The organism is Sulfurimonas iocasae, from assembly GCF_047716755.1.
Lineage (GTDB): Bacteria > Campylobacterota > Campylobacteria > Campylobacterales > Sulfurimonadaceae > Sulfurimonas.
Genome location: NZ_CP180409.1, coordinates 1,739,354 through 1,765,186, shown reverse-complemented (window position 1 = coordinate 1,765,186; position 25,833 = coordinate 1,739,354). Strand labels below are relative to the sequence as shown.

Annotated in this window: 27 protein-coding genes; 7 read left to right on the top strand and 20 right to left on the bottom strand. The window is 32.8% G+C overall.

All coding sequences use genetic code 11. From position 1 onward, the window contains the following. Positions 1–22: 22 nt before the first annotated feature. The gene (locus ACLHDE_RS08915; RefSeq protein WP_415396075.1) at positions 23–565 is read right to left on the bottom strand and encodes a DUF1882 domain-containing protein; all 543 of its coding nucleotides are present in this window, start codon (positions 563–565) and stop codon (positions 23–25) included. Positions 566–574: 9 nt separating this feature from the next. Continuing rightward, on the bottom strand, positions 575–1,822 hold the full coding sequence (locus ACLHDE_RS08910) for a serine hydroxymethyltransferase (protein ID WP_415396074.1): 1,248 nt from the start codon (positions 1,820–1,822) through the stop codon (positions 575–577). Between the two features lie 189 nt (positions 1,823–2,011). On the opposite strand from ACLHDE_RS08910, the gene ACLHDE_RS08905 reads away from it, so the two are divergent. Next, positions 2,012–3,496 (top strand): sensor histidine kinase, encoded by a 1,485-nt coding sequence (locus tag ACLHDE_RS08905; RefSeq protein ID WP_415396073.1) that lies wholly within the window; start codon positions 2,012–2,014, stop codon positions 3,494–3,496. 237 nt (positions 3,497–3,733) lie between these two features. Here the strand turns inward: ACLHDE_RS08905 and lysS are convergent, their stop codons facing one another. The 4 genes from lysS to ACLHDE_RS08885 form a co-directional block, all read right to left on the bottom strand. Continuing rightward, entirely contained in the window at positions 3,734–5,248 is a 1,515-nt protein-coding gene (lysS, locus tag ACLHDE_RS08900; RefSeq protein ID WP_415396072.1) for a lysine--tRNA ligase, read from the bottom strand. A gap of 114 nt (positions 5,249–5,362) precedes the next feature. After that, entirely contained in the window at positions 5,363–5,839 is a 477-nt protein-coding gene (locus ACLHDE_RS08895; RefSeq protein WP_415396071.1) for a Fur family transcriptional regulator, read from the bottom strand. A gap of 2 nt (positions 5,840–5,841) precedes the next feature. After that, entirely contained in the window at positions 5,842–6,450 is a 609-nt protein-coding gene (locus ACLHDE_RS08890) for a CvpA family protein (RefSeq protein WP_415396070.1), read from the bottom strand. A 1-nt stretch (position 6,451) separates the two neighbouring features. After that, complete coding sequence (locus ACLHDE_RS08885) at positions 6,452–7,366, bottom strand: GGDEF domain-containing protein (protein ID WP_415396069.1); 915 nt, start codon at positions 7,364–7,366, stop codon at positions 6,452–6,454. A gap of 124 nt (positions 7,367–7,490) precedes the next feature. Here ACLHDE_RS08885 and ACLHDE_RS08880 point away from each other — a divergent pair, with 124 nt between their 5' ends. Beyond that, positions 7,491–8,843, top strand: a complete 1,353-nt coding sequence (locus tag ACLHDE_RS08880; protein ID WP_415398533.1) for a class II 3-deoxy-7-phosphoheptulonate synthase — start codon at positions 7,491–7,493, stop codon at positions 8,841–8,843. A gap of 4 nt (positions 8,844–8,847) precedes the next feature. Here the strand turns inward: ACLHDE_RS08880 and ACLHDE_RS08875 are convergent, their stop codons facing one another. The 10 genes from ACLHDE_RS08875 to ACLHDE_RS08830 all read right to left on the bottom strand — a co-directional run bounded on the left by ACLHDE_RS08875 (position 8,848) and on the right by ACLHDE_RS08830 (position 17,707). After that, positions 8,848–9,129 carry a hypothetical protein gene (locus ACLHDE_RS08875; RefSeq protein WP_415396068.1) on the bottom strand — a complete coding sequence of 94 codons (282 nt, stop codon included), beginning with the start codon at positions 9,127–9,129 and terminating at the stop codon, positions 8,848–8,850. A gap of 89 nt (positions 9,130–9,218) precedes the next feature. Beyond that, positions 9,219–9,803 carry a hypothetical protein gene (locus ACLHDE_RS08870; protein WP_415396067.1) on the bottom strand — a complete coding sequence of 195 codons (585 nt, stop codon included), beginning with the start codon at positions 9,801–9,803 and terminating at the stop codon, positions 9,219–9,221. Positions 9,804–9,885: 82 nt separating this feature from the next. After that, positions 9,886–11,829: a ribosomal protection-like ABC-F family protein gene (gene abc-f / locus ACLHDE_RS08865; protein ID WP_415396066.1), complete on the bottom strand. Its 1,944-nt coding sequence runs from the start codon at positions 11,827–11,829 to the stop codon at positions 9,886–9,888. A 65-nt stretch (positions 11,830–11,894) separates the two neighbouring features. Beyond that, positions 11,895–12,176 (bottom strand): hypothetical protein, encoded by a 282-nt coding sequence (locus ACLHDE_RS08860; RefSeq protein ID WP_415396065.1) that lies wholly within the window; start codon positions 12,174–12,176, stop codon positions 11,895–11,897. A 14-nt stretch (positions 12,177–12,190) separates the two neighbouring features. Next, positions 12,191–12,682 carry a SprT-like domain-containing protein gene (locus tag ACLHDE_RS08855; protein WP_415396064.1) on the bottom strand — a complete coding sequence of 164 codons (492 nt, stop codon included), beginning with the start codon at positions 12,680–12,682 and terminating at the stop codon, positions 12,191–12,193. 162 nt (positions 12,683–12,844) lie between these two features. Then, positions 12,845–14,206 carry an OprD family outer membrane porin gene (locus ACLHDE_RS08850; protein ID WP_415396063.1) on the bottom strand — a complete coding sequence of 454 codons (1,362 nt, stop codon included), beginning with the start codon at positions 14,204–14,206 and terminating at the stop codon, positions 12,845–12,847. An 86-nt stretch (positions 14,207–14,292) separates the two neighbouring features. Beyond that, entirely contained in the window at positions 14,293–15,402 is a 1,110-nt protein-coding gene (locus ACLHDE_RS08845) for a multiheme c-type cytochrome (RefSeq protein ID WP_415396062.1), read from the bottom strand. 87 nt (positions 15,403–15,489) lie between these two features. Continuing rightward, positions 15,490–16,704: an ArsS family sensor histidine kinase gene (locus ACLHDE_RS08840; RefSeq protein WP_415396061.1), complete on the bottom strand. Its 1,215-nt coding sequence runs from the start codon at positions 16,702–16,704 to the stop codon at positions 15,490–15,492. Beyond that, positions 16,697–17,389 carry a response regulator transcription factor gene (locus ACLHDE_RS08835; protein ID WP_415396060.1) on the bottom strand — a complete coding sequence of 231 codons (693 nt, stop codon included), beginning with the start codon at positions 17,387–17,389 and terminating at the stop codon, positions 16,697–16,699. The genes ACLHDE_RS08840 and ACLHDE_RS08835 overlap by 8 nt, the downstream gene beginning before the upstream one ends. A 3-nt stretch (positions 17,390–17,392) precedes the next feature. Then, positions 17,393–17,707, bottom strand: coding sequence for a hypothetical protein (locus tag ACLHDE_RS08830; RefSeq protein WP_415396059.1), 315 nt, complete (start codon positions 17,705–17,707; stop codon positions 17,393–17,395). A 164-nt stretch (positions 17,708–17,871) separates the two neighbouring features. Here ACLHDE_RS08830 and htpG point away from each other — a divergent pair, with 164 nt between their 5' ends. Then, positions 17,872–19,764, top strand: coding sequence for a molecular chaperone HtpG (gene htpG, locus ACLHDE_RS08825; protein WP_415396058.1), 1,893 nt, complete (start codon positions 17,872–17,874; stop codon positions 19,762–19,764). 61 nt (positions 19,765–19,825) lie between these two features. Here htpG and ACLHDE_RS08820 read toward each other — a convergent pair whose 3' ends face one another. Then, positions 19,826–19,993 (bottom strand): hypothetical protein, encoded by a 168-nt coding sequence (locus ACLHDE_RS08820; protein ID WP_415396057.1) that lies wholly within the window; start codon positions 19,991–19,993, stop codon positions 19,826–19,828. 59 nt (positions 19,994–20,052) lie between these two features. On the opposite strand from ACLHDE_RS08820, the gene ACLHDE_RS08815 reads away from it, so the two are divergent. Next, complete coding sequence (locus ACLHDE_RS08815) at positions 20,053–20,565, top strand: hypothetical protein (RefSeq protein WP_415396056.1); 513 nt, start codon at positions 20,053–20,055, stop codon at positions 20,563–20,565. A 4-nt stretch (positions 20,566–20,569) separates the two neighbouring features. Here the strand turns inward: ACLHDE_RS08815 and ACLHDE_RS08810 are convergent, their stop codons facing one another. Then, on the bottom strand, positions 20,570–20,863 hold the full coding sequence (locus tag ACLHDE_RS08810) for a hypothetical protein (RefSeq protein ID WP_415396055.1): 294 nt from the start codon (positions 20,861–20,863) through the stop codon (positions 20,570–20,572). A 56-nt stretch (positions 20,864–20,919) separates the two neighbouring features. Next, on the bottom strand, positions 20,920–21,207 hold the full coding sequence (locus tag ACLHDE_RS08805; RefSeq protein ID WP_415396054.1) for a DUF3817 domain-containing protein: 288 nt from the start codon (positions 21,205–21,207) through the stop codon (positions 20,920–20,922). A gap of 148 nt (positions 21,208–21,355) precedes the next feature. On the opposite strand from ACLHDE_RS08805, the gene ACLHDE_RS08800 reads away from it, so the two are divergent. Genes ACLHDE_RS08800 through ACLHDE_RS08790 form a run of 3 tightly spaced genes read left to right on the top strand, consistent with a single transcriptional unit; the run spans position 21,356 to position 24,715 of the window. Continuing rightward, positions 21,356–21,586, top strand: coding sequence for an OadG family protein (locus tag ACLHDE_RS08800; protein WP_415396053.1), 231 nt, complete (start codon positions 21,356–21,358; stop codon positions 21,584–21,586). Between the two features lie 8 nt (positions 21,587–21,594). Then, complete coding sequence (locus tag ACLHDE_RS08795; protein ID WP_415396052.1) at positions 21,595–23,391, top strand: biotin/lipoyl-containing protein; 1,797 nt, start codon at positions 21,595–21,597, stop codon at positions 23,389–23,391. 4 nt (positions 23,392–23,395) lie between these two features. Further along, on the top strand, positions 23,396–24,715 hold the full coding sequence (locus ACLHDE_RS08790; protein WP_415396051.1) for a sodium ion-translocating decarboxylase subunit beta: 1,320 nt from the start codon (positions 23,396–23,398) through the stop codon (positions 24,713–24,715). Positions 24,716–24,773: 58 nt separating this feature from the next. Here the strand turns inward: ACLHDE_RS08790 and ACLHDE_RS08785 are convergent, their stop codons facing one another. Further along, the gene (locus tag ACLHDE_RS08785) at positions 24,774–25,832 is read right to left on the bottom strand and encodes a response regulator (protein ID WP_415396050.1); all 1,059 of its coding nucleotides are present in this window, start codon (positions 25,830–25,832) and stop codon (positions 24,774–24,776) included. Position 25,833 lies beyond the last annotated feature (1 nt).

The following is a 25,833-nucleotide window of genomic DNA, read 5'->3' as shown; positions in this document are numbered from 1 at the left end:
AATACCAAAAATCAGTAACTATTTACATGTGTTTAGACCAAGAAGCTCCACGCTCCTTGGCATAAACTTCGTATGGTAGTGTTAAAATATTATACTCATCTGGCATATCAGCATTTGGAAACATTCTCCACTGTTTAGGCTGTTTAGCAGCAAGTTTCATAGAAATCATTTTACCAAGTTGAATCGCTTCTTGCAAAGTTGTATGACCTTTGTGAATATAAACATGAAGATGACCTTCCGTTTTTGTATTGTAAGCTGTAAAATTTATAAAACCTTCTTCACGAAGCAAAAGTTGTGCTTTATGGTAAAATCTCTCAGGGTCTCTTCCATTATAGTCAATAACAATATTCTCAACCTTATTTCGACTATTTACAATAGAATGAGCAACCGTTATATCCCCTTTGATGTGTTGATTAATAATTGACTGAGTCAACGGAGCATCCACTTTTTCAAACTTATTGTAAAAAGTACGACCTTTGAATGTTAATTTGTCTACTACTACATCACGCTTTATCCAGTAGTGATCACTTACCATTTTAATAAGTTTTAGATCCATCGCAGTCATTTATTATCCTTAATAAGTTGATTGATTATAAATTACAAAGTTTTGAGCTAAAGCTTTAAACTCTTCTCTGATTTTTGCTTGTAAATCAGTGTTGTTAATATCATCAAGAACATCTGCCATTCTATTTGCAATCAATTCAAACTCTTTCTCTTTCATACCACGAGAAGTAAGAGCAGGAGAACCAACGCGTATACCTGAAGTGACAAAGGGACTTCTTGTCTCGCCAGGAACTGTGTTTTTGTTGATAGTGATACCAGCATTACCAAGAGCAGCATCTGCATCTTTACCAGAAAATTCACGACCAACAAAAGATACTAAGATTAGGTGGTTGTCTGTACCGCCTGAGACTACATCAAATCCACGTTTCATCATTACCTCACCAAGAACTTTAGCATTTGCTTTTACTTGTTTAGCATACTCTTTCCATTCAGGTGAAAGATTGTATTTGAAACCAACTGCTTTTGCCGCGATAACATGAACAAGCGGTCCACCTTGAAGCGCAGGGAAGATTGCTGAGTTCATTTTCTTTGCAATATCTTCATCATTAGTCATAATCATACCGCCTCTTGGACCTGCAAGAGTTTTATGCGTAGTTGTAGTTACAACATGTGCATGAGGAAATGGGCTAGGATGTTCATCAGCTGCAACTAAACCAGCGATATGTGCTATATCTGCAAACAAAATTGCGCCAACAGCATCTGCTATTTCACGGAATTTTCTGAAGTCTATTTCACGAGCGTATGCAGAGGCACCACAAACAATGATTTTAGGTTTAGTAATTTGAGCAATATCCATAACTCTATCATAGTTAATACGGCCATCAAGTTCAACACCATAAGTAAAAGAGTGGTAGTTTTGACCAGAAAAACTTGGCTTTGAGCCGTGTGTTAAGTGACCACCATGGCTTAAGTCCATACCTAGAAGTTTATCACCAGCTTTTAAAAGACCGGCATAAACAGCGGCATTTGCTTGAGAACCTGAGTGTGGTTGTACATTAGCATAGCTACATCCGAAAAGCTCACATGCTCTGTCAATTGCTAACTGCTCAACGCCATCAGCATACTCACAACCACCATAGTAACGTTTTGCAGGATAACCCTCAGCATATTTGTTAGTAAATACTGAACCCATTGCTTCCATTACTGCTGGAAGTGTAAAGTTCTCAGATGCAATCATCTCTAAGTGGTTAGTTTGACGCTCTAACTCTTTTTCGCATAAATCAAATATTTCACTATCATACTCTTTTAAAAAGCTCATGTTACAAAATTCCTTGTAAATTAAATATGACGATTATACAAAAAATATGATAATAAAATACTGAATAGTATTTTGAAATTTTTTATTCACTTTTTATAAACTATTTTCACTTTTTATATTATTATATGTTCGCAGGTATGCTATAATATGACATCTAAATAAATAAAGAGAGAATGTGCGGTATTTTAAATGACTATTTTACGTAAAAAATTTATAAAGTCACTTGGTGCTGTTTCTTTGCAGCGAAAGTTATTTATGTTTATTGTTCTTGCTTTGTCGTTTATAATAGTTGCAGGGGGCACATTGATATATAAGCTTATTAACGATACCTTTATGCAATCAGAGAACACACATATTGAAATAATTGCTGAATCTTTAACCCCGAGGGTTAGTGTATGGTATTTTTTAAACAATCAAGCAGATAGCTCTGAAATGGATGAGTTCTTAAAAGATATGCTTATGGCCTATAAACTTGAATATATAGCTTTTAAGGATAAGAATGGCGTGCTTATATCTGAGAGTAGAACATCAGAATATATTGCAGGAGATTCATATAATATAGAGTATGAAAAAGATGTTTTTAGCCCAGAGAATGACTTTTCTAAAAATAGTATGGGTACACTTAAGATTATTAATAGTAACCATATGTTGAAAGAACTATCGGAAAAGTACACTACTACTGGAGTTCTTTTTGGCATAATTTTAACTCTGTATTTCTATTTGGAAATGCGATTATTAAAAGGCTTGCTAATGCCATTGAGCAGGATTGCTACAGAAATCAAAGGCTATATGCCAGGTGATATGCTTGTCTTTAAATCATTTACTTTAAATAAAGATGATGTTATATTTGAGATTGTCAATGGATTTAAGCAGATGCAACAAAATATTGATGATGCCATGAGAGAAAAGGCTATTGAAGAAGAAAATAATAAAGCAAAAGATGCCTTTTTGCTTAAGCAATCAAGATTTATTGAAATGGGAACGATGATAAGTAATATCTCTCATCAATGGAAGCAACCTCTTAATGTAGTTGAACTATGTATGACTGATTTAACAATTAAAAATATGATGGGAGAAGTTGATATCAAATATCAGGAAAAACTTTTTAAGGAGATTCACAATCAGATAGTTTTTATGTCAAAAACAATTGATGTGTTTAAAAATTTCTTAGGAGGAGAAGATCATAATGATAATAATATTGAAATTTTTCACATTGAAAGAGCAATTACAGAAAGTTTGCAGTTGCTAGACAGCATGTTTGACAACAAGAAGATAGCTATTGAAGTAAATCTAGATAAAGCTTCTATTGCTTATGGATCTATTAGTGAAATTGAACAGGCTATTTTGGTTATACTGCATAATGCTGTAGATGCTATAACAGGCAGTAATAAAGAGAATGGAAGAATAAATATAGAGTGTCTGGTTGAAGATGAAAACAATATTATTAAGATTAGTGATAATGGAGGAGGGTTTGATGATGATATTGTTGATAAAATATTTGATGCATATTTTACGACTAAGCATCAATCACAGGGTACAGGACTTGGACTTTTTATAACAAAGACAATTGTTGAAATAAAATTTAGCGGCACTATAGAAGCATATAATACTGAAAATGGTGCACTTTTCGTTATTAGAATCCCTTTAGCAAAGAGAGAAGAAAAAGATATTTAGTTTTATGTGTATATTAATATACTATCCTCTTGCTGCTTTTTTAGCTTTTTTTTCTTCTCTTTTCTCTTTTAAAGTTTTAGTTGCTGCTGTCTTAGCAGATTTTTGAACATCTTTACCTTTTGCCATAATCATCTCCTTAATTTAAAATATTGTATTCATTGTATCGTAATTTTTTATTAATAAGGAAATTTAATGAAAAAGGGCAAAGTTGTATGCCCTTTAACTTTCAGAGTAGTTCTATTCTTCTTCTGGAGTTTTTTCTTCGTTATGTATTGGTTTCATTGCCGGGAACAATAAGACGTCTCTAATAGAATGCTCATTTGTTAAAAGCATTACAAGTCTATCTATACCGATTCCTTGACCTGCTGTTGGGGCCATTCCATAGCTTAATGCGTCTATAAAATCTTCATCCATCTCATGTGCTTCATCATCACCGGCATCTTTAGCATCTACTTGACCCTTAAATCTTTCATATTGGTCAATAGGATCATTTAACTCACTAAATGCATTTGCTATTTCACGACCTGCTATGAAAAGCTCAAATCTCTCTGTAATATCAGGATTCTCATCACTTCTACGAGCAAGTGGTGAGATCTCCACTGGATATTCAGTAATAAAAGTAGGGTCTATAAGTTTTTCTTCTACAAATTCGTCAAACAGTTCACCTTGGAGTTGACCTAGGTTTTGACCTGGTTTAACTGTTAAGTTCTTGCTTTTTAAGAACTCTACAATTTTATTTTTATCATTAACTACATCTGCAGGAACCCCTCCGATAGTAGTTAGTGATTCTATAAGTGGTATCTCTGTAAAGTTGTCAAAGTTAACTTCCAACTCACCGTAAGGAAGTAAAGTCGGAAGGTTTAAATGCTCAAAAAGATATTGAAAGTACTCTTTAGTAATCTCTATCAAATCTTTGTAAGTCTTATAAGCCCAGTAAAATTCAATCGATGTAAACTCAGGATTGTGAGTAGCATCCATTCCTTCATTTCTAAAGTTTCTATTTATTTCAAATACTGCTTCAAATCCACCTACAATAAGTCTTTTTAGGTAAAGCTCAGGTGCAATTCTTAGAAATCTATCTATTCCAAGGGCATTGTGGTGAGTAACAAATGGTTTAGCATTTGCTCCACCAGCGATTGGGTGCATCATAGGAGTCTCAACTTCTAAAAAGCCCTTGTCTTCAAAGAAACGTCTTGTTAAAGATATGACTTTTGAACGAGTTTTGAAAGTATTGCGAACATCAGCATTCATAATTAAATCTAAATATCTTTTTCTATATCTAATCTCTTTATCTGTAACACCATGAAACTTTTCTGGAAGTGGCGCAATAGCTTTAGTTAAAAGTTTTAGTTCAGTTGCATGAAGTGACAATTCTCCCTTTCCAGTTACAAAAGGGTAACCGCTTACTTCAATTATATCACCAACTTCGATATTCTTTTTAAAAATATCATTATAAAAACCTTCAGGAAGATTGTCTCTTGCTACATATATTTGTAACATTCCACTCTCATCTTCAATCTTTGCAAAACTTGCCTTACCCATAATTCTAAGAAGTTTGATTCTACCACTAACACAGTAGTGACGATTTTCATCTCTTTTATCTTCTTTTTCCTCTATATCAGAGTTTACATTTAAATATTTTTCAATAGTCGTATTTCTACCAGAGTCATTAGAGTAAGGGTTAAATCCAGCTTCTCTTAATACCTCCGCTTTTTCAATTCTTTGTTGTATAAACTTATTTTCAAAAGCCAATATTTTTCCTTGTTACTTAATTTATTTCGCTTAGACCGTCTAAAGAAACATTTTGCTTTGCAAAAGCGGTTCCCTTGTTTTGTGGTCAATAAAGCTAGTTCTTAATGAACCAGATTATTTTTGTTGACAATTTTTACAGATGCCATAGATTTGCATTGAGTGGTCTTTCATCTCAAATCCAAGCTCATTTGCAATATGTTGCTGTCTATCTTCGATCTGTTCATCTACAAATTCAGTAATATTTCCACACTCTGTGCATATAAGATGATCATGGTGATTTTTTGCACCAAGTTCATATTTTTTACCTTGAGCACCAAAAGAGAGTGAGGTAACCATATCTGAATCTTCTAAAAGTGAAAGAGTTCTATAAACTGTTGCTATTCCAGTATTTAAGTCTGGAAATTTTTCTTGTATCAGATGATGTAGGGATTCTGGAGTCAGATGCTCATCAGAGTTGTAAAGAGTCTCTAAAATAACTTCTCTTTGAATTGTAAATTTTAAAGAGTTTTTCTTAAGTAATGATTTAAAGTCATTTAAAAGTTGCTCATACTCAACAGTTCTATCATTAAAATCGGTTATTACTTCTGACATAATTATTTTTTCTCCCCCATCTTAGATTCTAGTTCTTTTTTTGTATTTTCTACAATTTTTTGAGTTGAAGTTTTAGTGATATTTTTTACTTCATCAATAGTAGAATTTATATCATCACTTATCTCAACAGGATCAAGCTTCATAATGAAAGCACCAGTAGTAACTAGGGCTGGAAAAAGGAAACTATTTTCCATTGGAACTTCAATAGTTGATTTTATTGCTTTTATATTATAAGCAGCATGTGCAATAACAGCAGCAATTAAAAAGAATTTACTTGCACCAAATACAAAACCAAGTATTCTGTCAAAGATTCCAAGACCACTTAATAGGCTGAGTTTTTTAAATATGTAACCAACAATAATCATAAAAATCCAAAATAGTGCTAATGTTACTAAAAAGCCTGAGAAACTGATAGCAGCACTATTTTCAAACTTGAAAATCATATCACTTAGAGATTGTCCAACTGTATCTCCAATTCGTGAAGCTACAAAAATACCACCAATAATGCCAACTAGTCCAAAAACCTCTTTAAAAAAGCCATTAAGTATCCCTTTAAGACCCAGCATTAATATAATAACTGAGGCTATTAAGTCAAAGTAGTTAAATTCCATTTTATTTCATTTCCGTATGCATTTGATCTTTACCATTAGTTTTAGCTCTGTAAAGAGCTTTATCCGCTCTAGCAATTAGAGAGTCTGGAGTGTCTCCATTAACATATTTAGTCGTTCCGATACTCATAGTTACTCTAAGTCCTTCACCTTTATAAATTAGTTTGTTACCTCTAACTAAAGCAAGAAGTCTATTTGTGATTTGTTTACAGTGTATATCATCAATACGGTTTAAAATGATGATAAACTCTTCTCCACCATATCTAAATACTTTGTCTCCGTCTCTAAGAGTTTTCTTTAGAATATTTGCTATAAAGATTAAAACTTTATCTCCGGCTACATGTCCACATTTGTCATTTATATTTTTAAAATCATCAATGTCCATAATAAGCATATGAAACTCATATGAGAGTTCATTGTTTGAACATACATTTTTAAGATAAGAGGAAAGAGCACGTCTGTTAAAGACTTTTGTTAATGAGTCTAAGTTTGATTTTTCCTCTAGTGTTTTTACTTGAGTTGAAAGTTGGGTGATGATTTCATTTGCTTTTTTAACTTCATCACTCATATGAGATTGAATTTCATCAAATTTACTAGTTAATAAAGGTAAATCGATATGCTGGGCACTACATTCCAAGAGAGTTTTCTCATGCATTTCAGTGAGTTTTTTTATATTTGCATTTGTATTTGCGTATGAAGATAAACTTTTGTTAGCTATATCTTTGTATGCATTGTGAAATAGAGCCTCAGCAAAACCGGAACTACTCATATCTTCATGACTAACTTTCATGATTATCTGAGCAGATTTTTGAAGATAGTTGGCAACATCTTCTCTAGTGACTTCTTTTTGCTCATTTACAATCGATAGAAGTTCTTTACACATCTCATTAGCGAGAGATATTAGTTCATCTTTTTGCATGACGATATCCTAGTAAAATATTTTCGTATTATACTAATATAAGCATAAAACAAGCTTTTGTTATTCTCAGAGCTATTTTAGGTGTTTTAATGTAAAATTATAAAAATTATAAATTTAAGGTTTTATTATGAGTATTTGGAGTCCTACAAGTTGGAGAGAGAAGCCAATTTTACAACAACCAACTTATCCAAACAAAGATGAATTGAACAGAGTTTTAAAAGAGTTAGAGAACTATCCTCCACTTGTATTTGCCGGAGAAGCGCAAAGATTAAAGAGTCAACTTGCTGATGTTGTAGAAGGAAATGCTTTTTTACTTCAAGGTGGAGATTGTGCTGAGAGCTTTAGTGAATTTCATGCTGATAATATCCGCGATACATTTAAAGCTTTAATGCAGATGGCTGTAGTAATGACATATGCCGGTGGTGTTCCTGTTGTTAAAGTCGGTCGTCTTGGCGGGCAGTTTGCTAAGCCTCGTTCTAGTGATACAGAGACATTTGATGGAATTACACTTGATTCATACCGTGGTGATATTATAAATGGTGTTGAGTTTACGCCAGAGGCTCGTACTCCAGACCCAGAACGTATGATAAAAGCTTATAATCAAGCAGCAGCAACTCAAAACCTGCTTCGTGCATTTGCAACAGGTGGTTTGGCTGATTTACATAAAGTTCATAAGTGGAATCTTGCTTTTGCAAATAAGAGTGAAGTTTCTGAAAAATATGAGCAATTAGCTCAAGAAATAGAAAATTCTCTACGTTTTATGCAAGCTTGTGGAATCACATCTAAAACATATAGAAATCTTAGAGAAACAGACTTTTATACATCTCATGAAGCCCTTTTGCTTCCATATGAAGAAGCTTTCACTAGAAAAGATTCTATATCTGGTGACTGGTATGATACTTCTGCTCACATGTTATGGATTGGTGATAGAACCCGTCAACTAGATGGTGCACATGTTGAGTACTTAAAGGGTGTTAAAAATCCTGTAGGTGTTAAAGCTGGACCAAGTATGGATCCTGAAGACTTAATTAAACTTTGTCAAACATTAAACCCTGAGAATGAAGCAGGACGTCTTAACATAATCGTTAGAATGGGTGCAAATAAAGTCGGTGAAGGTATGCCAAAGCTTATTCGTGCGGTGGAAAAAGAGGGTATGAAAGTAATATGGAGTTGTGATCCAATGCATGGCAATACTATTAAATCATCTACTAACTATAAAACTCGTCCAGTAGATTCTATTTTAACTGAGATGAAGCAGTTCTTCCAAGTTCACAAAGCTGAGGGAACTATAGGTGGTGGTGTTCACTTAGAAATGACAGGTAAAAATGTTACTGAGTGTATTGGTGGTTCATTTACCGTAACAGAAGAAGATCTTAGCTCTCGTTACCATACTCATTGTGATCCAAGACTAAATGCTGACCAATCTTTAGAATTGGCATTTTTAATCGCGGACACTTTAAAAGAAGCTAAAAAATAGAGTTTTAAAAAAACTCTATTTCCTCTTCTGAACTATTATCATTTGGTATTAGTGTAATCTGTAGTTGAGCTATACTACTTAGAAGAGTTTTGTCTAGATAGTGAATATCTTCTGCACTTTTATTTATGAATATAGATTTCCTCCAACTGCTAAGATCACTGATAATAGCTTTTAAATATATCTGAATATAGTTTTGTTCATCATTACTCATTGTGGAACACTCAGACTGAGATAGAAGCTTACTTAATATAACTAAGGTGTATGAGAGTTCTTCAAAATCATACATATTATTTAAAACTTTTGAATACCTTTCAAATAATTCTGCAGAATCAATTAAAGCATTTTGAGTTATAAACTCTTCTGCTTCTATAGCATCTAAAGTGTCATTTTCTGTTCATCTAATTCAGCGATAATTTCATAATTTATATCTACTTCTTTTAGATATGTAGCGGCAGATAAACTTTTTTTATCAACCTCCATATCTGCATATTTGGGTGTGCTTTGTGTAAGAGTTTCTGTGTTTACTTTGGAGTCAATACGTATGTCTTGGTAATAAAGGGCTACATAATCATCAATAACACCTTTAAAATTAAAATCCATTAGTTGAGAGATTTCATTAATCATCTCATTATCAAGTTTTTTGTTTTGGTTTGCAAAACATAAAAAAGCATTTTTTAAATGTACACAAATTATAAATACATCAGACAGAGGAATGTTTTTTTTCTTAAAAATAATAAGCATTACACTGATTACCGGACACTCTCCAAAATTATTCTGAGATTTCACTACCCCTAGTGCATAGTCAAAAACTTTTGTAGCAAAGTTTTCTCTATAAAAGCGTATGTTTAAGTTATTTTTTTTGAGTGTCTCTTGAACGACTTTGTAATTCATCCAAGCGTCTATGATTGATTCTTTGTTCTTTTCAATAAGGTTAATATTCTTTAATATTTTATCAAACATTGTTAAACTCTCCTTATCTAAGGCTTCTATATATAATAATAACAGATATAGTTTAAATTAAAATTACTATATTATACTAATTTTATAAAGATAGTATTTCTTCATTTTTTTCTTCAATATTTAATAACTCATCAACTTTTTGTTCATATTTTTTTTCAATTTCATGTAGCTCTTTGGCAAGTATACTTATACCAATATCTTCATAACATTTTGGATCTGCTAAACACCTGTTTTTTTCTTCCATTTGAAGTTCAAGGTCTTCTATCTCTTGTGGTAGTTTTTCTAAGGCAATTTTTTCTTTAAATGTAAGCTTTAAAGTCTTAACCTTTTCTCGAATTTCTTCTTTTGGTTTTACCTTAGTTGCATCAGCCTCCATCTCATCAAGCTCTTTTAACTCTTTTTCAAGCTCTAAGTACTCCGAGTATTGCTGATGAGATTCCTCAATATGTTTATCTTTTTTAAAAATAAAAAGTTTTTTAGCGATTTTATCTACAAAATATCTATCATGAGAAACAATGATAACAGCACCAGCAAAGTTCGTTAATTGTTCTTCTAAAATGTTGATAGTTGGAATGTCTAAATCATTTGTAGGTTCATCTAAAATCAAGATATCAACATTTTTTGTAAAGAGCAGGGCAAGAGCAATACGATTTTTTTCTCCACCGCTAAGAATACCTACTTTTTTTTCTAAAAATTCTCTTGGAAAAAGAAAGTTTTTAAGGTATCCATAGACATGCATATCTTTACCGCGAACGCTTACTCTATCTCCGCCATGAGGACAAAATGTCTCCATAAGATTTTTATCATCATCTAGCATCTCTCGATGTTGGTCAAAGTAACCTATCTTAAACTCACCCTGTTTTATCTTTCCCGAAGTTGGCTCAAGACGTCCTAAAAGAGCTTTAAGGAGTGTTGATTTACCACTTCCATTTGGTCCTACTATAGCTATAACATCTTTTTGCAAGATGCGGGTTGTAAAGTTTTTTAGAAGTTCTTTAGACCCAAGTGTAAGAGATAAATCTTCTACTTCAAAAAGCATTTTTTGTTTATTTATACTTTTGTCACGGTTGAAGTGTTTTGCTTCTCTTTGAAGCTCAATTGCCATTTTTCTGATTTTTGCAGGATTATTTTTAGCATCATCACGAAGGTTCATAAGTCTCTCTTTACGACCTTCATTTCTTTTAAGTCTGGCGCGAACACCTCTTGCATACCAAGCATTTTCTCTTTTTAAGATGTCAAGAAGATTATCATGCTGTTTTTGAAGTGTTCTAATGTGCTCTGCTTTTTGTGTCAAGTAGTCACTATATCCGCCGCTGTATTCTCTTAAGGCACAATCTTCAACCTCTATACTCTTAGTGGCAATTCTGTCTATGAAGTACCTATCGTGTGAGATGAAAACAAGTGTAAATTTTTCTTTTAAGATAAGCTCTTCTAAAAATTCAACCATATATACATCTAGATGATTGGTAGGCTCATCAAGCAGTAAGATATCAGGTTTTTGCAACAGCAAAGATGCAAGAGCAACACGACGTTGTTCTCCTCCACTAAGTAGAACTATTGGCTTGTCTTCATACTGTTTTAAATCAAAGTGTTGAATGATTCTTTCTATCTTGTCATCTAAGTTCCAAGCATTATGATGTTCAATGTAGCGAGAAAGATTTTCATGTTCATCTATAAGTTTTTTATTTTCAAAATCATCTGCTAAAAGTAGTGAGAGTTCATTGTATCTTGTCTTTGCCAAATTAAGTTCACAAAGGCCATCTTCAACGGCTTCTCTAACCGTATGCCCCTCTTTGAAGTTTGGTCTTTGGTCTAGCATTTTAACTTCTAAATCGTTTTTTGTGATTCTCTCGCCAGCATCTTGCTCTAGTGTTCCATTTACTATCTTCATAAGAGTAGATTTACCACTGCCATTTTTACCAATAATAACAATACGTTCACCCTCATCTACATGAAAATTTACTTCTGTTAATATTTTTTGAGCTGAGTAATGTTTGGAAATATTTTGTAGGTCTATTAATGCCATTTAGTTTTGGGACTTCTTTTATTAAATTTGTATAATAATATCGGGTATATTGTTAATAGGTGCTTTTATGACTTAAATTTTTTGTCATGGAACTTATACCATTTACAGCGTTTTTTATTTTTTATTGAGTAGATGTTATATGTAAACTTTCTGCCGCACTCTTGACACTCAAAAGTAGCACGATTTTTAAACTTGTTGTAGTGAACAAATAGAAAGTTTCCTACCTGATCGCCTTTTTTATGAACTATTTTTTCATTTTTTGCATAGGCTTTTTCAGCTAAAAGAGCATCTTCTCGTTGTTTTGTCAGCCAAGTAGGTTCTGCATCTTCTTCAAACTCATAGTTCATTTTATCTTCCATTATTAAAAAGGGAGTTTTCCCATAACTACATCTTGAGAGTTTACGTACTGCTCACAATTAAGACCACCTAGATTAACACAAGCTTGCTGCCACTCTTTTGAGTGAGAGTCTTTATTTCTATCTCTAATACCAAGTTTAAAAATAAGAGCATGTGCATATTCATGAGCTATGACACTATCTACCATATAGTCCATACTCTCTTGCATCACTTTTTTATTTAGATATATTTTTATCTCACCATCTTTATATGCTGTGATTCCATATAATCTTCCTTTAAATCTGTCTGTTATTATAATTGGAACTCTAAAAGAAAAGCCATAGTGACTCTGCATTAGTTGAATTACTTCTTGTTCTTTATTCGCTATGCGCTGTTTATAGCTATCTGGTATGTCGTTTATTTTAAAGGTATAACCGTCGTAGTAGTTCTTAACAAGAACTAAGAGAGCTATAAGTATAACAGCTAAAAAGAGTCTTTCTAAATTCTTGCTAAACATATCTAATCTGTCGTCGTTGCACTTTAGTCATGTTGAGAGTATATCAAAAAAAGGAAGATATCCGATACCTTGAGCAAGAAGGTATCGAATCAGGAGAAAATAATCTACTTACCCAATACCACTATAAGTTGATATTGGGATGAATAATAATATGTTTATAGATTAAAAGTCATAAGATGCTATAGCACGGAAATGATTCATTTTCTTTTCTGCTAGATCTGTAGTATACTCACTAGTTCTTATTGCATTAAATACTTTTAGCATCCATGCTTTAGTCGGTTTGTAAGCTAGGATAATATCAGCTTCTGTCGCATCTTCTTGAGCTGCTATATTTGAAGTAGCATAACCTGTTGTCTTAGATTGACCATAGTTAGCATAACTCACAATAATCTTTAACCCTTTCATAATTGTATAGTGTCCGCCAACTTTGTATGCACTAACATCTTGTCTGTAGGCATTACGAGAAAAAAGTGAACTTGTATAAGCTGGATCAGCTCCCCATGCATTTAAAAAACCACTTTTTATAAATGTATTTCCATCGTTGTCTTGGTCATTTGACTTATTATATGCAGCATAAACTGACCATTTTTTATTACCGATTTTTGCTTTAGCACCCATCAAGCTATAGTTTAATGTTCCAGCTAGTTTATCGCCAACTTCACTCTGTTGCAAATACTGAGCACTAAGTGCTAGATTTGTACCTTTAACTACAGGAAACATGTAATCAATATTAGCATAGAGCATATTTGAAATATCCCATGCATAGTAGTCCCATAAAGATACTTTTAATCCTTTTACACCTTTTACACCTTTATATGTTGCTCCAACTACCGTCATTCCTGCTGTATTCTCAGTTACTCCAGCACCTTCTGCAAGACTATGAAACTCTGCTTGAACTATACCTGTCGCACTCTGTGCCTCCATAGGTCTAGCTACACCGGCAGTCTTAGTCTTTTCCCCGATTAGACTCCAGTCAGTCGCTGCTCTAGAACCATATGACATTCTTGTAATATGACCAAGATCAAATGAAAATCCAGTAACTTTTTGGGTTCCTAACATATAACCATCATAAAAGTTTGGCATTAAAGACCATTTAATTTCTGTAAGTGGTGTAGTTAAAATTTGACGTCCACCTCTAAAGCTCAACATATCATTATTATATTCTACGTAGGCTTGACCAAGTAGTGATTTTTCTTGCCCTTGAGTAGCGGTAAACATACCAAGTGCATTTTTCTCACCAGAATCCCATTTACTAAGACCCGTATCACCATTGATATAAAAAGCAGCCCCAAATTTAAGACCATCCAAAACTTCAGGAGTTACATATTTTAGAGTAGCTAAATAACCACTACCATCATTTGGTGTCCAAGCATTATCTTTGTCACTGATAATATGCATTGCTTTTAGTTGCCCTGAAACAACTCCATCACTTAGTAGTGATGTTTCTTCTACTTTTGGAGCATCTGCCGCTTGAAGAACCATAGTCCCTACAAGTGCAGCTATTGAGATAGCTATCTTTTTCATTTATTCTTCTTTTTTTTCTTACATAATTGTGACAAACTAATGTCAACTATATGTTAGTGTTTTGTTAACGTAATGTTAATGACATACTATTTAACTATGAATGTTTCTTTTTTAAGAACATAAAACTTTTTAGCTACTGCATCATTTTCAAGACCAAACTTTTTAAGTGCTTTTGGTTTAACTAAGAAATATCCAAGTGTTACATGTACTTTGTCCCCTTTTTGAAGTTGCTTTTTATATCTAACTACACGTTTCTCATTTGCTTTTATCATAGTGTCTTTTACAACGCTATTTGCTACCCATGGAGGTGTAGGTTTGCCATCTTTGCCAATAACTCTTACAAAGACCTCTGGCTTAAACTTTTCAACTTTAGAATCTCTCTCTACACTAACACGAAGTTGAGATAGACGTAGTGGATGCAAAAGTAGTGCATGTGAACTTTTATTGTTAACAGCGACTTCAAAACTACCTATATTTTTCAATAACTCAAGTCCTATATATTTTGAAAGCATATCCTGATGAGTATGAGCACCTGGAAAACCGTGAAAACTGTGTTTTTTAGTCTCTCTTACATTTGATACAGACCCGTCTACTTTTGGCATGTGACAAGAAACACAGTTAGCTCTGTCCATCTCGTTGCTTATATTTGTAGAACATACATTTAGTTGAGCCTTGTTCTTTTTATGAGAGTGGCAACCTATACATACATTTCCGTTTTGAAAATTTTTGTTATCAGATGATGAAGTATGAAACTCACTCTCTAGTACATTCTTGATAGTTCCAAAATAATGTTTCTCTTTTTTAGAAACAATATTTGAGTTTGACATAGAACCGTGTTTTATAGATTCTATACGGTGACAAAATGCACATGAGATACCTTCGGTATGTGTTGGGTTGGAAGCATCTGGAATACCTTTAGTCCCTTTACCCATCATCTCTTTTAGATTGCTTGCAGTTGGAGTATGACATTTAGCACACTTGTATTTACCCTTTTTCTTATTAACTGGATGCCTATCCCATACTGCTTTATGAATAGGGTCTTTAAAAATTGTAGAGTTTTTATGCATAGCACTCTCATACTCTTGTGAGATTAACGGGTGACAACTTTTACACTCACTGTCTAAAGCAAATTTTGCATTTGCAATCAGTGTTGAGCTTAATGTTAAAAGTATCACTAGTAAATACTTTACTTTCATATCGATCCTTTTGATTTAAATTCAATACAAACTATAAAAAAAATATGTAAATTAGCTATTAATAAAGTGTTAATAGCTTGTTAATGATTAGAGTTCAATTTTAAAACAGTTGTATCCGTTTTCATATTTATACGAAAAAATATAGTTATGCTTTTTAAGGATGGCATCTACTATGTATAGACCTAAACCAAAACTCTCAGATGCTTTCATCTCACCTTTTGTAAATGGTTGAATATAATGCTCTAAACTCTCATCTATCTCATTACCTAGTGAGCAAAAAAGAATGCTATGCTCTAAGCACTCTATATAAAAATCACCATCTTGTGAATATTTAAGAGCGTTGTCAATTAGATTTTTAAAGACTATTGTAAATAATTCAAAATTAACATCTAATTTTTTTGTGTAAAAATTGTTTTTAATAGTATTAGGTTCTAAAAAAAGCATATCAGTAGCTTGGTCTAAAATATCTGTAAGTGGGTAGGGTTTCTTTTGAAGTATTTGATCTGTTGCTGTAATTTTTTCAATATGTACAAACTCTTTTAAGAGCAACTCTAAACGTGTAAATACATTGTTTAGTTTTTCTTTAGCTTTAGACTCTTCTATAAATTCGAGTGCTAGTTTACCACTTGTAATGGGTGTTTTACACTCATGGGTAATGTTTCTTAAAAAAATGATTCTTGCTTGTAGTATATTTCTGATTTTTTTAGCTGATTTGTTAAATTCATTTGATACATCTGCAATTTCATCTTTACGCGTTGAAGTAAAATCTATATCTATATCTCCCTCTCCAAAACGACGAATCTGCTGTTGTAGATGCTTAAGTGGGTATAGACTAATCGCAATAGATAAAAATAGAATTAACATAATAGCTATAAAAGCTGTATACAACCACCATACATAATCAACATTTATAGACTGAGTATTTTCATCTTTTAGTAACATTGTACCAACTTCGGGCGGAACAATTACATATCTAAAAGACCCTTGCTCATAGAGATGAAAATCTCCCTTTGCACAAGAAACCGTGTCAAATTTTTTAAGACTTTGAATGCTTTTATATAGTTTAGTATTATCAACTACAGATATTTTGTCTTTTTTCAAAGAAGCAAGTAGTTCATCATAACTACTCTCTCCAATCTTCCATCTCATAACAGACATAGCAACATGATGATAGTGAACACGAAGTTTTTCTTTTTCATTTGTAAACTCATGCTTGTGCATTACTTTAAACAGAGCAGTTGTAGCTACGAGAGCTAAAATAAAAAATATTATAATTCGTAGTAATATAGAGTGTTTATTCATTTTGCATCATTCTATAACCAATACCTCTGACAGATTCAAAGTATTTTGGTTCTCTTGGGTTGTCATTTAATTTTGTACGAAGTCTACTAATGATTACATCGATGCTTCTATCTCCGCTGCTCCAGTTCATACCATCAACACTGTCTAAAATCTGTTCACGGGAAAACACTATCTCTCTGTTTAAAAGAAAGAGTTTTAACACCCCAAACTCTGCTACAGTTAGATCAAGTGGTTTATCTTTAAAAAAAATCTTCATAGTTGTTTTGTCACATCTAAATTCATGATCTTCAAAAGTTTCAGTAGTATTTACATTATTATTGGCTCTTCTTAGTTGAACCTGTATTCTAGCTATAAGTTCTCTGGTATCGAATGGCTTTGGCAGATAATCATCGGCACCTTTTTCAAGTCCAAGCACCTTATCACTTACATTATCTCGTGCAGACATGATTATGATTGGTATAGTATATTTTTTACGGATTAGTTCACACAACATCAATCCATCCATTTTTGGTAAAGAGAGATCCAGTAGAATGATTTTGTAAGATCTCTCTTGCAGTTGTGCAAGAACTTTAAGCGGATTGTTTAAGGTGTCTACAGTGTAATCACTATTGATAAGATAACTAGCAAGAAGGTCTGATAAGTCTATATCATCTTCTACTATTAATATGTCTATTTTTTCTTTCATCATTTACTCTTTGTTATCCTCAAAACATAACTCTTTTGAGGTAAACCAATCAGCAATTCCTTGATCACTATACTGATATTCTCTCTGTTTTGACGGTATTACACTATTTCTAATTTTTGAGCGTATAATACCCATTATGATAAAACTAAGAAGCAGAGTTGCTATGGCTATAAAGTAATCAAACAGCAGCCAAACTATGAGAGCTACAATATATATGAAAAACTGTAAAAAGATTCTTATCGTAAAAGATATCAGTTTACATTTTTTAGAATGAAGTTTTGGAGTTGGTTCCATCATTTCTATAAAATCATTTTCCATAAAATTACCTCTATTTATTAGCTTAATAATTATAGCTAAAATAAATTAATTTGAAGTTGACTAAACTTATATGAGTTATTTAGACTAAACTAAGTTGATGTAACTTGCAACTATTAACTTTTTTTTGATAAACTACGGTAAATTTTTACACAAGGATATTAAAGATGGCAAAACATCAGTTTCAAACAGAAGCAAATCAAATACTAAACTTAATGATTCACTCACTCTATTCAAACAAAGAAATTTTCATACGTGAGTTGATTTCAAATGCTTCAGATGCACTAGATAAATTAAACATGTTGGTTTTAACTGAGCAAAAGTACAAAGATGTGACTTTCACACCTCGCATTGATATCGTTGCAAATAGAGAAGCTAAGACCTTGACTATAAAAGATTCTGGTATCGGTATGAACGAAGAAGATTTGATGAATAATCTTGGAACTATTGCAAAATCTGGTACTAAAGCATTTTTAGAAAATCTTACAGGTGATCAAAAAGCAGATTCTAACCTTATTGGTCAGTTTGGTGTTGGTTTTTACGCTTGTTTCATGGTGGCTCACAAAGTTGAAGTTACTACTAAAAAAGCTGGAGAAGAACAGGCATTTTTATGGACAAGTACAGGAGACGGTGAGTTTGAGTTAGAAAACACTACTCAAGACGGTCATGGTACTACGATTGTAATGCATCTTAATGATGAAGAAGAGGAATTTTTAGAAGCTCATAGAATCGAGACAATCATAAAAAAATATTCTAATCACATTCCATTTGCTATTTTTATGGATAAAGAAAAGCATATTCCTGCCGTTACAGATGATGATGGTAAAGAGACTGAGCCCTCAAAAACTGAGATAGAAAATGAGCAAATCAACCGTGCAAATGCACTTTGGACAATCTCAAAAAGTGAAATTTCTGATGATGAATATAAAGATTTTTATAGCTCAATCGCTCACTCATCTGAAGAACCTCTTACTTGGATGCACAACAAAGCTGAGGGTGCTATAGAGTATACTACACTTTTCTATATCCCATCAAAAGCTCCTATGGATATGTTTAGAGTTGATTACCAAACAGGTATTAAACTTTACATAAACCGTGTCTTTATCACTGATGATGAAAAAGAGTTGATGCCTACTTATTTAAGATTTTTAAGAGGTGTAATTGATTCTAAAGACTTACCACTTAATGTATCTCGCGAGATTTTACAGTCAAATGCTGTTATGAATAAAATTAAAAATGCGTCTGTTAAAAAAGTACTCTCAGAGCTTTCTAAAATGGCTAAGAAAAATTCTGCAAAATATGATGAGTTCTTCTCAGAATTTGGAAATGTACTTAAAGAAGGTCTTTACAGTGACTTCGGTAACCGCGAGAAAATTTTAGAACTTATGAAGTTTAACACTCTTAACTCTAGTGAAACTGTGATGATTGAAGATTTTGTTAAAAATGTAGATGAAGCTAAAAAAGAGATTTACTACATCACTGGTAAGACTTCACTCTCAATGTTGAAATCTTCTCCTGCACTAGAGAGATTTAAAGCTAAAGGTATAGATGTTTTAGTTTTAAATGAAGAAGTTGATACTATTATTTTCCCAATGGTAACTGAATATAAAGAGTACAAACTTGTAGCAGTTGCGGATGCTAAGTTTGAAGAGAGTGAAGAAGAGAAAAAAGCCGAAGAAGAAGTTGCAAAAAGCTATGAAAGTCTTGCAAAAGAGTTCAAAGATGCACTAGGTGATAGCGTTAAAGCAGTTGAAACTACTTCAGACTTAGTTGACTCTCCTGTTAAGCTAAAAGAAGATAAAGAAGACCCAGCCTATATGATGGCTCAGATGATGAAACAAATGGGACAAGACACAGGTGCTCCGGCTCCAGCTCCAATTCTTCAAATCAACCCTAAGCATGAGCTTATAATGAAACTTAAAGATTCATCTGACCAAAACCTTATCAATGATGCAGCGCATGTTTTGTTTGATCAAGCAAAGCTATTTGATGGCATGGAACTTGATGATACGGCAGGCTTTATCTCAAGACTTAATAGAATTATTACTAAAGCATTATAATTTTTATATGAGTGCATAAACTGCACTCATAGTCAATTTGATTTTGACTAACTATTTATCATTATTTTCTAGCAGAATGTGAAACTTTCTCCAGCATACCTTTTGGTTTTTTTACATTTAGTTGACTTTTATTATCTATAGGAAGCGCGAAAGCAAGTAAAATAAATACAAATGAAAATACTACACCACTTAATATACTAAGGATAAGTTTGAGTTGAAAATCATTCATCTAGTTGCATACCTTAAAATTTATTCACAGATTTCAATTATAACATGTTAAAATCACATATGCTAAGAAAAATAAATATTTTTATAGTTTATGTAGTGCTGAGTTTATCAGTAGATGCAAAAGAACCTGTATTGGCTATTTTGAATAAAACTGTGTCAAATGAAGTTCAAATGTTTGGAATCGGTAAGTATACATTTGAGTGCAAACCGTATGGATTGTTAACGCTTGAGAAACTTTATAATAGTTCTAAATCAGGATCGATGTGTAGGGATAATATAGATAAGTTTTATAAAAAGAATCCAAACTTAAAATATTATGCGGATTCATTATTGGAAGATAGACAACAGTATCATGTTGAGATTCGAGATAGCAATTGTATTTTATATGCAAGAGGTCAAATGACTCTTTCAGAGCTCCTTCTTGTTAAAGGGTTAGCTATTTTAAAACCTAAGTTTAAAGATGAAGAGTTTGATGGTTACTATACTCTTGCTCAAAGAAAAGCAAAAGTAGATAAAAAAGGACTATGGGATGAAAAGATTTTTAGCAGTTGTATAGAAGAGGTATATAAATAGTCGACTAACTATTGTTAGTCATATATACCCAAAACTCTTTGTGTGTATAACCCTTGTTAAGAAAATACAACTGAAGAATTGTTACTCTATACAAAGTGATAAGCATTTTTGCAAAAGGGATAAAAAGACTCAGACTTACAAGAAGAGATTGCTCTTTATCTCCTTTGGACTCTATCATCTCCTTCATACCTATATTTTTACTAAGATAGACTCCAAAAAGTATAGAAAATAAGAAGTTTAATGTAAGTCCAAAAATTATATATGCTACAAAGTCTTGTTCGTGCATTCCTGCTATCATTGCTATCCTTACTATTATGTTTTTTTAATTTTGTATTTTATCAAAATTATTCTTTTTTACTCATAAGATTTTATTTTACTTTTTGTATAAAAGGTTCCAAAAGGGATAAGCGAAGCTACAAAAAAGATGATATTCTCACTAAACGACCATTTACTATCTTTCCATGCTATTACCAATAATAGACAAAAAAGTATAAAAAGAATACCATGAATCATACCTGCAATTTTTACTGCCATAGGATAACCAAATTCATATTTCATTGGCATCGCAATAAAAAGTAGAATAAGATAAGAATAGCCCTCTATCGAGTTAATTTGTCCGAATTTTTTTACACTGTTTTTCATGATTATTATCTTTTTGTAGAATTTATGACAGAAGTATATAATCAAAAAGTAACAATTGAACAACTTTAAAAAATTATAAAACAATTGAAAACTTCGTTTAAACATCTTTACACTATACTTTTTGCAAAATTGTAACAAAGGTAAATATATGGAAACTAACCTAGTATTAGAAGGTTTTAAGTTTATGGGATTAGGAATGGGAACAGTTCTTCTATTCCTAGTTATTATGATAGTGTGCATGAATATCATGTCATATATTATACATAAATTTTTCCCTGAACCAAAAGCAAGTTTAGACACAGCAGTAAATACAACACAAGATAATAAAAAAATAATTGCAGCAATAAGTGCAGCAATATCTCACCATAAACAAGGTTAAGGATTATAATGGCTAAAAAATTTATAGATGTAATGGATACAACCTTTAGAGATGGTTTCCAATCAGTTTTTGGTGGTCGTGTACTAATGGATGATTTTTTTCCAGCAGTAGAGGCAGCTAAAAGAGCAGGGATAAATCACTTTGAATTTGGTGGTGGAGCAAGATTTCAATCTTTATATTTCTACTTAAGAGAAGACGCTTTTGAAATGATGGACAAGTTTCGTAAAATTGTTGGTCCAGAGGCTAATCTTCAAACTCTAGCTCGTGGTGTTAATACAGTAATGTTAGACACTGGTAGTAAAGAGTTAATCGACCTTCATGCAAAAATGTTTAAAAAGCATGGTACAACTACAATTAGAAATTTTGATGCTCTTAATGACGTTGAAAACTTAAAATACTCAGGTGAAAGAATTGTTCATCATGGACTTAAGCATGAAATAGTTGTTACTATGATGGATTTACCTCCAGGATGTCACGGTGCTCATACAACTGAATTTTATGAGAAAACCCTTCGTGAAATTTTAGACAGTGGCATTCCTTATAATAGTATCTGTTTTAAAGATGCTTCTGGTACTTCAAATCCTCAAAAAGTTTTTGATACTATTAAAATGGCTCGTGGATTAGTCCCTGAGGGAACACACTTACGTCTTCATACTCATGAGACTGCCGGTGTTTCTGTTTCTGCTTATATGGCAGCTTTAGAAGCTGGTGTTGATGGTATAGACATGGCTGCTGCTCCAGTCTCAGGTGGTACAAGTCAACCGGATATTTTAACTATGCTTCATGCAACAAAAGGTATGGATTATGACCTTGGTGGATTAGAAATCGGTAAGATTCTTACATATGAAAAAGAGTTACAGAATTGTTTATCTGATTATTTTATGCCTCCTGAAGCGACAATGGTTTCCCCAATTATTCCATTTTCACCAATGCCAGGCGGTGCATTGACTGCAAATACACAAATGATGCGTGATAATGATATTTTAGATAAATTTCCAGAAGTTATAGCGGCTATGCAAGAGGTTGTAGAAAAAGGTGGCTATGGTACATCTGTAACTCCTGTTTCTCAGTTCTATTTCCAACAAGCACTTAACAATGTAATGCAAGGTCCTTGGAAAGCTATTGCTCCAGGTTATGGAAAAATGGTTCTTGGTTATTTTGGTAAAACTCCGGTTGCTCCAGACCCAGAAATTGTTAAAATCGCTTCAGAAAAATTAGGCTTAGAACCAACCACTCAAAAAGTTCTTGATTTAACTGAAGCAGATGAGAGTAAATCTTTAGAGACTTGGATTAAAAAGCTTAAAGAAGAAGACATAGAAATAACAGAAGAAAATATATTTATTGCAGCCGCTTGTCAAGAAAAAGGTATACAGTTTCTAAAAGGCGAGGGCGAGTTAAATGTTCGAAAAATATCAGAGATGAAAAAAGATTGTGAAGGAAGTTCAAATATGGGTAATGGAAATTATACAGTAGTAGTAGATGGTCAGAAGTTTAGTGTTCAAGTTGCAGAAGGTGATGCAAATATTCAAGTTACAGCAGTAGATGGAGAGAGTGTAGTTCCAGAAGCACCTGCAGCAAAAGCTTCTGGTAATGAAGTTTCAATTAAAGCACTACTCCCAGGTAATGTTTGGAAAATTGTTGCTAATCCTGGTCAAAGCGTAAACGAAGGTGATGTGATAATGATTCTAGAATCTATGAAAATGGAAATAGATGTTGTTGCACCTCGTGGTGGCGTTATTAAGTCTATCAATGTTGCAACAAACGACAAGGTAGTAGAAGGTCAAGTCGTAGCAGTATTAGGATAAGTAGATGAAATTTTTTCTTATAAAATTACTTGCACTGATGCTTTTTAGCTTTAGTGCATTGCATGCTAGTGCTCCCGCCACAACTGAAGCTCTTTCAGCACATCAAGAGGAGACTTATAAAACTAAACCTTTTTCTGAAATGGTTGGTGGTTTTTTAAAGTCAACAGGTATTAATGCTCTTATTAATCCTGATCCAAATGAGAAGAATGCTCATGGTGAAGACATGAGTGATTTTCATAAGTCTTGGGGTCGCGTACTTATGATTTTACTTACATTCTTCCTATTTTGGTTAGCTATTAGAAAAGGATTTGAGCCTTTGTTACTGTTGCCGATTGCTTTTGGTGGTCTTTTAGCCAATATCCCCGTTGCAAATATCGCAGGTGCTCATGGATTTCTAGGTGTTATATATGATATGGGTCTCTCAAATGAAATGTTCCCAATTATTATCTTTATGGGTGTTGGGGCTATGACTGATTTCGGTCCACTGCTTTCAAATCCTAAAACAGCACTTCTTGGTGGAGCTGCTCAGTTTGGTATTTTTGGAACACTTGTTGGAGCTGTTGCACTGTCTCAAATGGGTTTTGTTGATTTTACTCTTCAACAAGCAAGTGCCATCTCAATTATTGGTGGAGCTGATGGTCCTACGTCTATATTTATCGCGACAAAACTAGCACCAGAACTTCTTGGAGCAATTGCAGTTGCATCTTACTCATATATGGCTATGGTTCCTATTATTCAACCTCCTATTATGAAAGCATTAACAACTGATGTAGAAAGAAGAATTAAAATGACTACACTTCGTCATGTGTCTCGCTTAGAGAAGTTAATTTTTCCAGTAATGGTTCTTTCTCTTGCTATTTTAGTTTTACCAGAATCTACGCCACTTATCGGTGCATTTATGTTTGGTAACTTCTTAAAAGAGTCAGGTGTAGTTGAACGTCTTAATGATACTCTACAAAATTCACTTATAAATATTGTAACTATTTTCTTAGGTCTTGGTGTTGGTTCTAAACTAGCAGCTGATCAGTTCTTAGTTCCAGATACTATGTTTATTATGGCTCTTGGTATTATTGCATTCTCTGTAGGTACTGCTTCGGGTGTACTTATGGCTAAGATTATGAATATGTTCCCAGGACATAAAGTTAATCCACTTATAGGTTCAGCGGGGGTATCTGCTGTTCCAATGGCAGCTCGTGTATCAAATAAAGTTGGTATGGAATATGACCGCTCAAATATGCTTCTAATGCATGCTATGGGTCCAAATGTTGCAGGTGTTATCGGTTCAGCAGTTGCTGCTGGTGTACTTATTTCACTTTTTCAATAACTAAGTATATAGTTATTACTATTCATCCCTTTTGGATGAATAGTAAAAATCCTCTTCACTAAAAAAACTCAATCTCTCCGGATGCTAGTTGATTTTCTGTAAATATTGATATTATTTGACTTATACTAAGTGTTGTTGGATCATGAATATGGTGCGAGTTTTTCATAGCAATACTTTCCACACTAAACCTTTTAACATAACGATGCATATCAGAACTTACTGCATCAAAAAGACTAAATACACTGTCACTGTCATTTGTTAAAACATTCATAAACTCATCAGTATGGCTATTTAAAGCTTGTGATAGCTCCTCCATAATCGCAGCTAATGAGTCTAAATATGGTGAGTACCTAAGTAGTAAAGAAGATGTCTTAGAGAATATTTTTGCAATCTCTAGAATTTCATCTTTGTTTGAATGAATAAGGGCAAGTGAAATATGCTCGGATATCTCATTAAAGTATTCCAATAAATCATCGGCATCATCTTTCATAAAGACTACATTTTCATCACCTTCATCATCATCCTTTTCAAAATACTCAGACATAACTCCATCAGCTTTATTCTCTTTATTTGTAGATTTAATTTGTAATAATTTTTCAATTTGAGCATGTTTTGTGTCAATAGTGTTGTTTTTAGCTTTTATATTTTTTAACTGTTTTTCTAACTCTTCATTTTTCTGGTTCAATCCGTTTACTAGTTCAATGTTTAGTATCTGGGTATATGCATCTCTGCTAATAGGGTAGAGTGTATTAATGACTTCATTTTGAAGAATAGGTTTTAATATAAAACTATTAACTCCTGCTTGGATTAATTCCATTAATATATTTGATTCATTATGTGCTGATATAGCTATAATTTTTTGTTCAATATTAATCTCTTTTATCTTAGATATCATCTCTATACCATTCATTTTTGGCATACTTATATCTGTGATTACAATATCATATTGTTTTTTGTTGTATAGATCTAAACCTTCTTTTCCATTGCAAGCAGAATCTATTTCTTTAAAAAAAGGTTCCAACAAGAAAAGCGTACTCTCTCTTAGTTGATCATCATCTTCAACATATAAAACATTTAGATGCTTTGTATACTGTCTTAAATTTTTTGCATTGTTCATA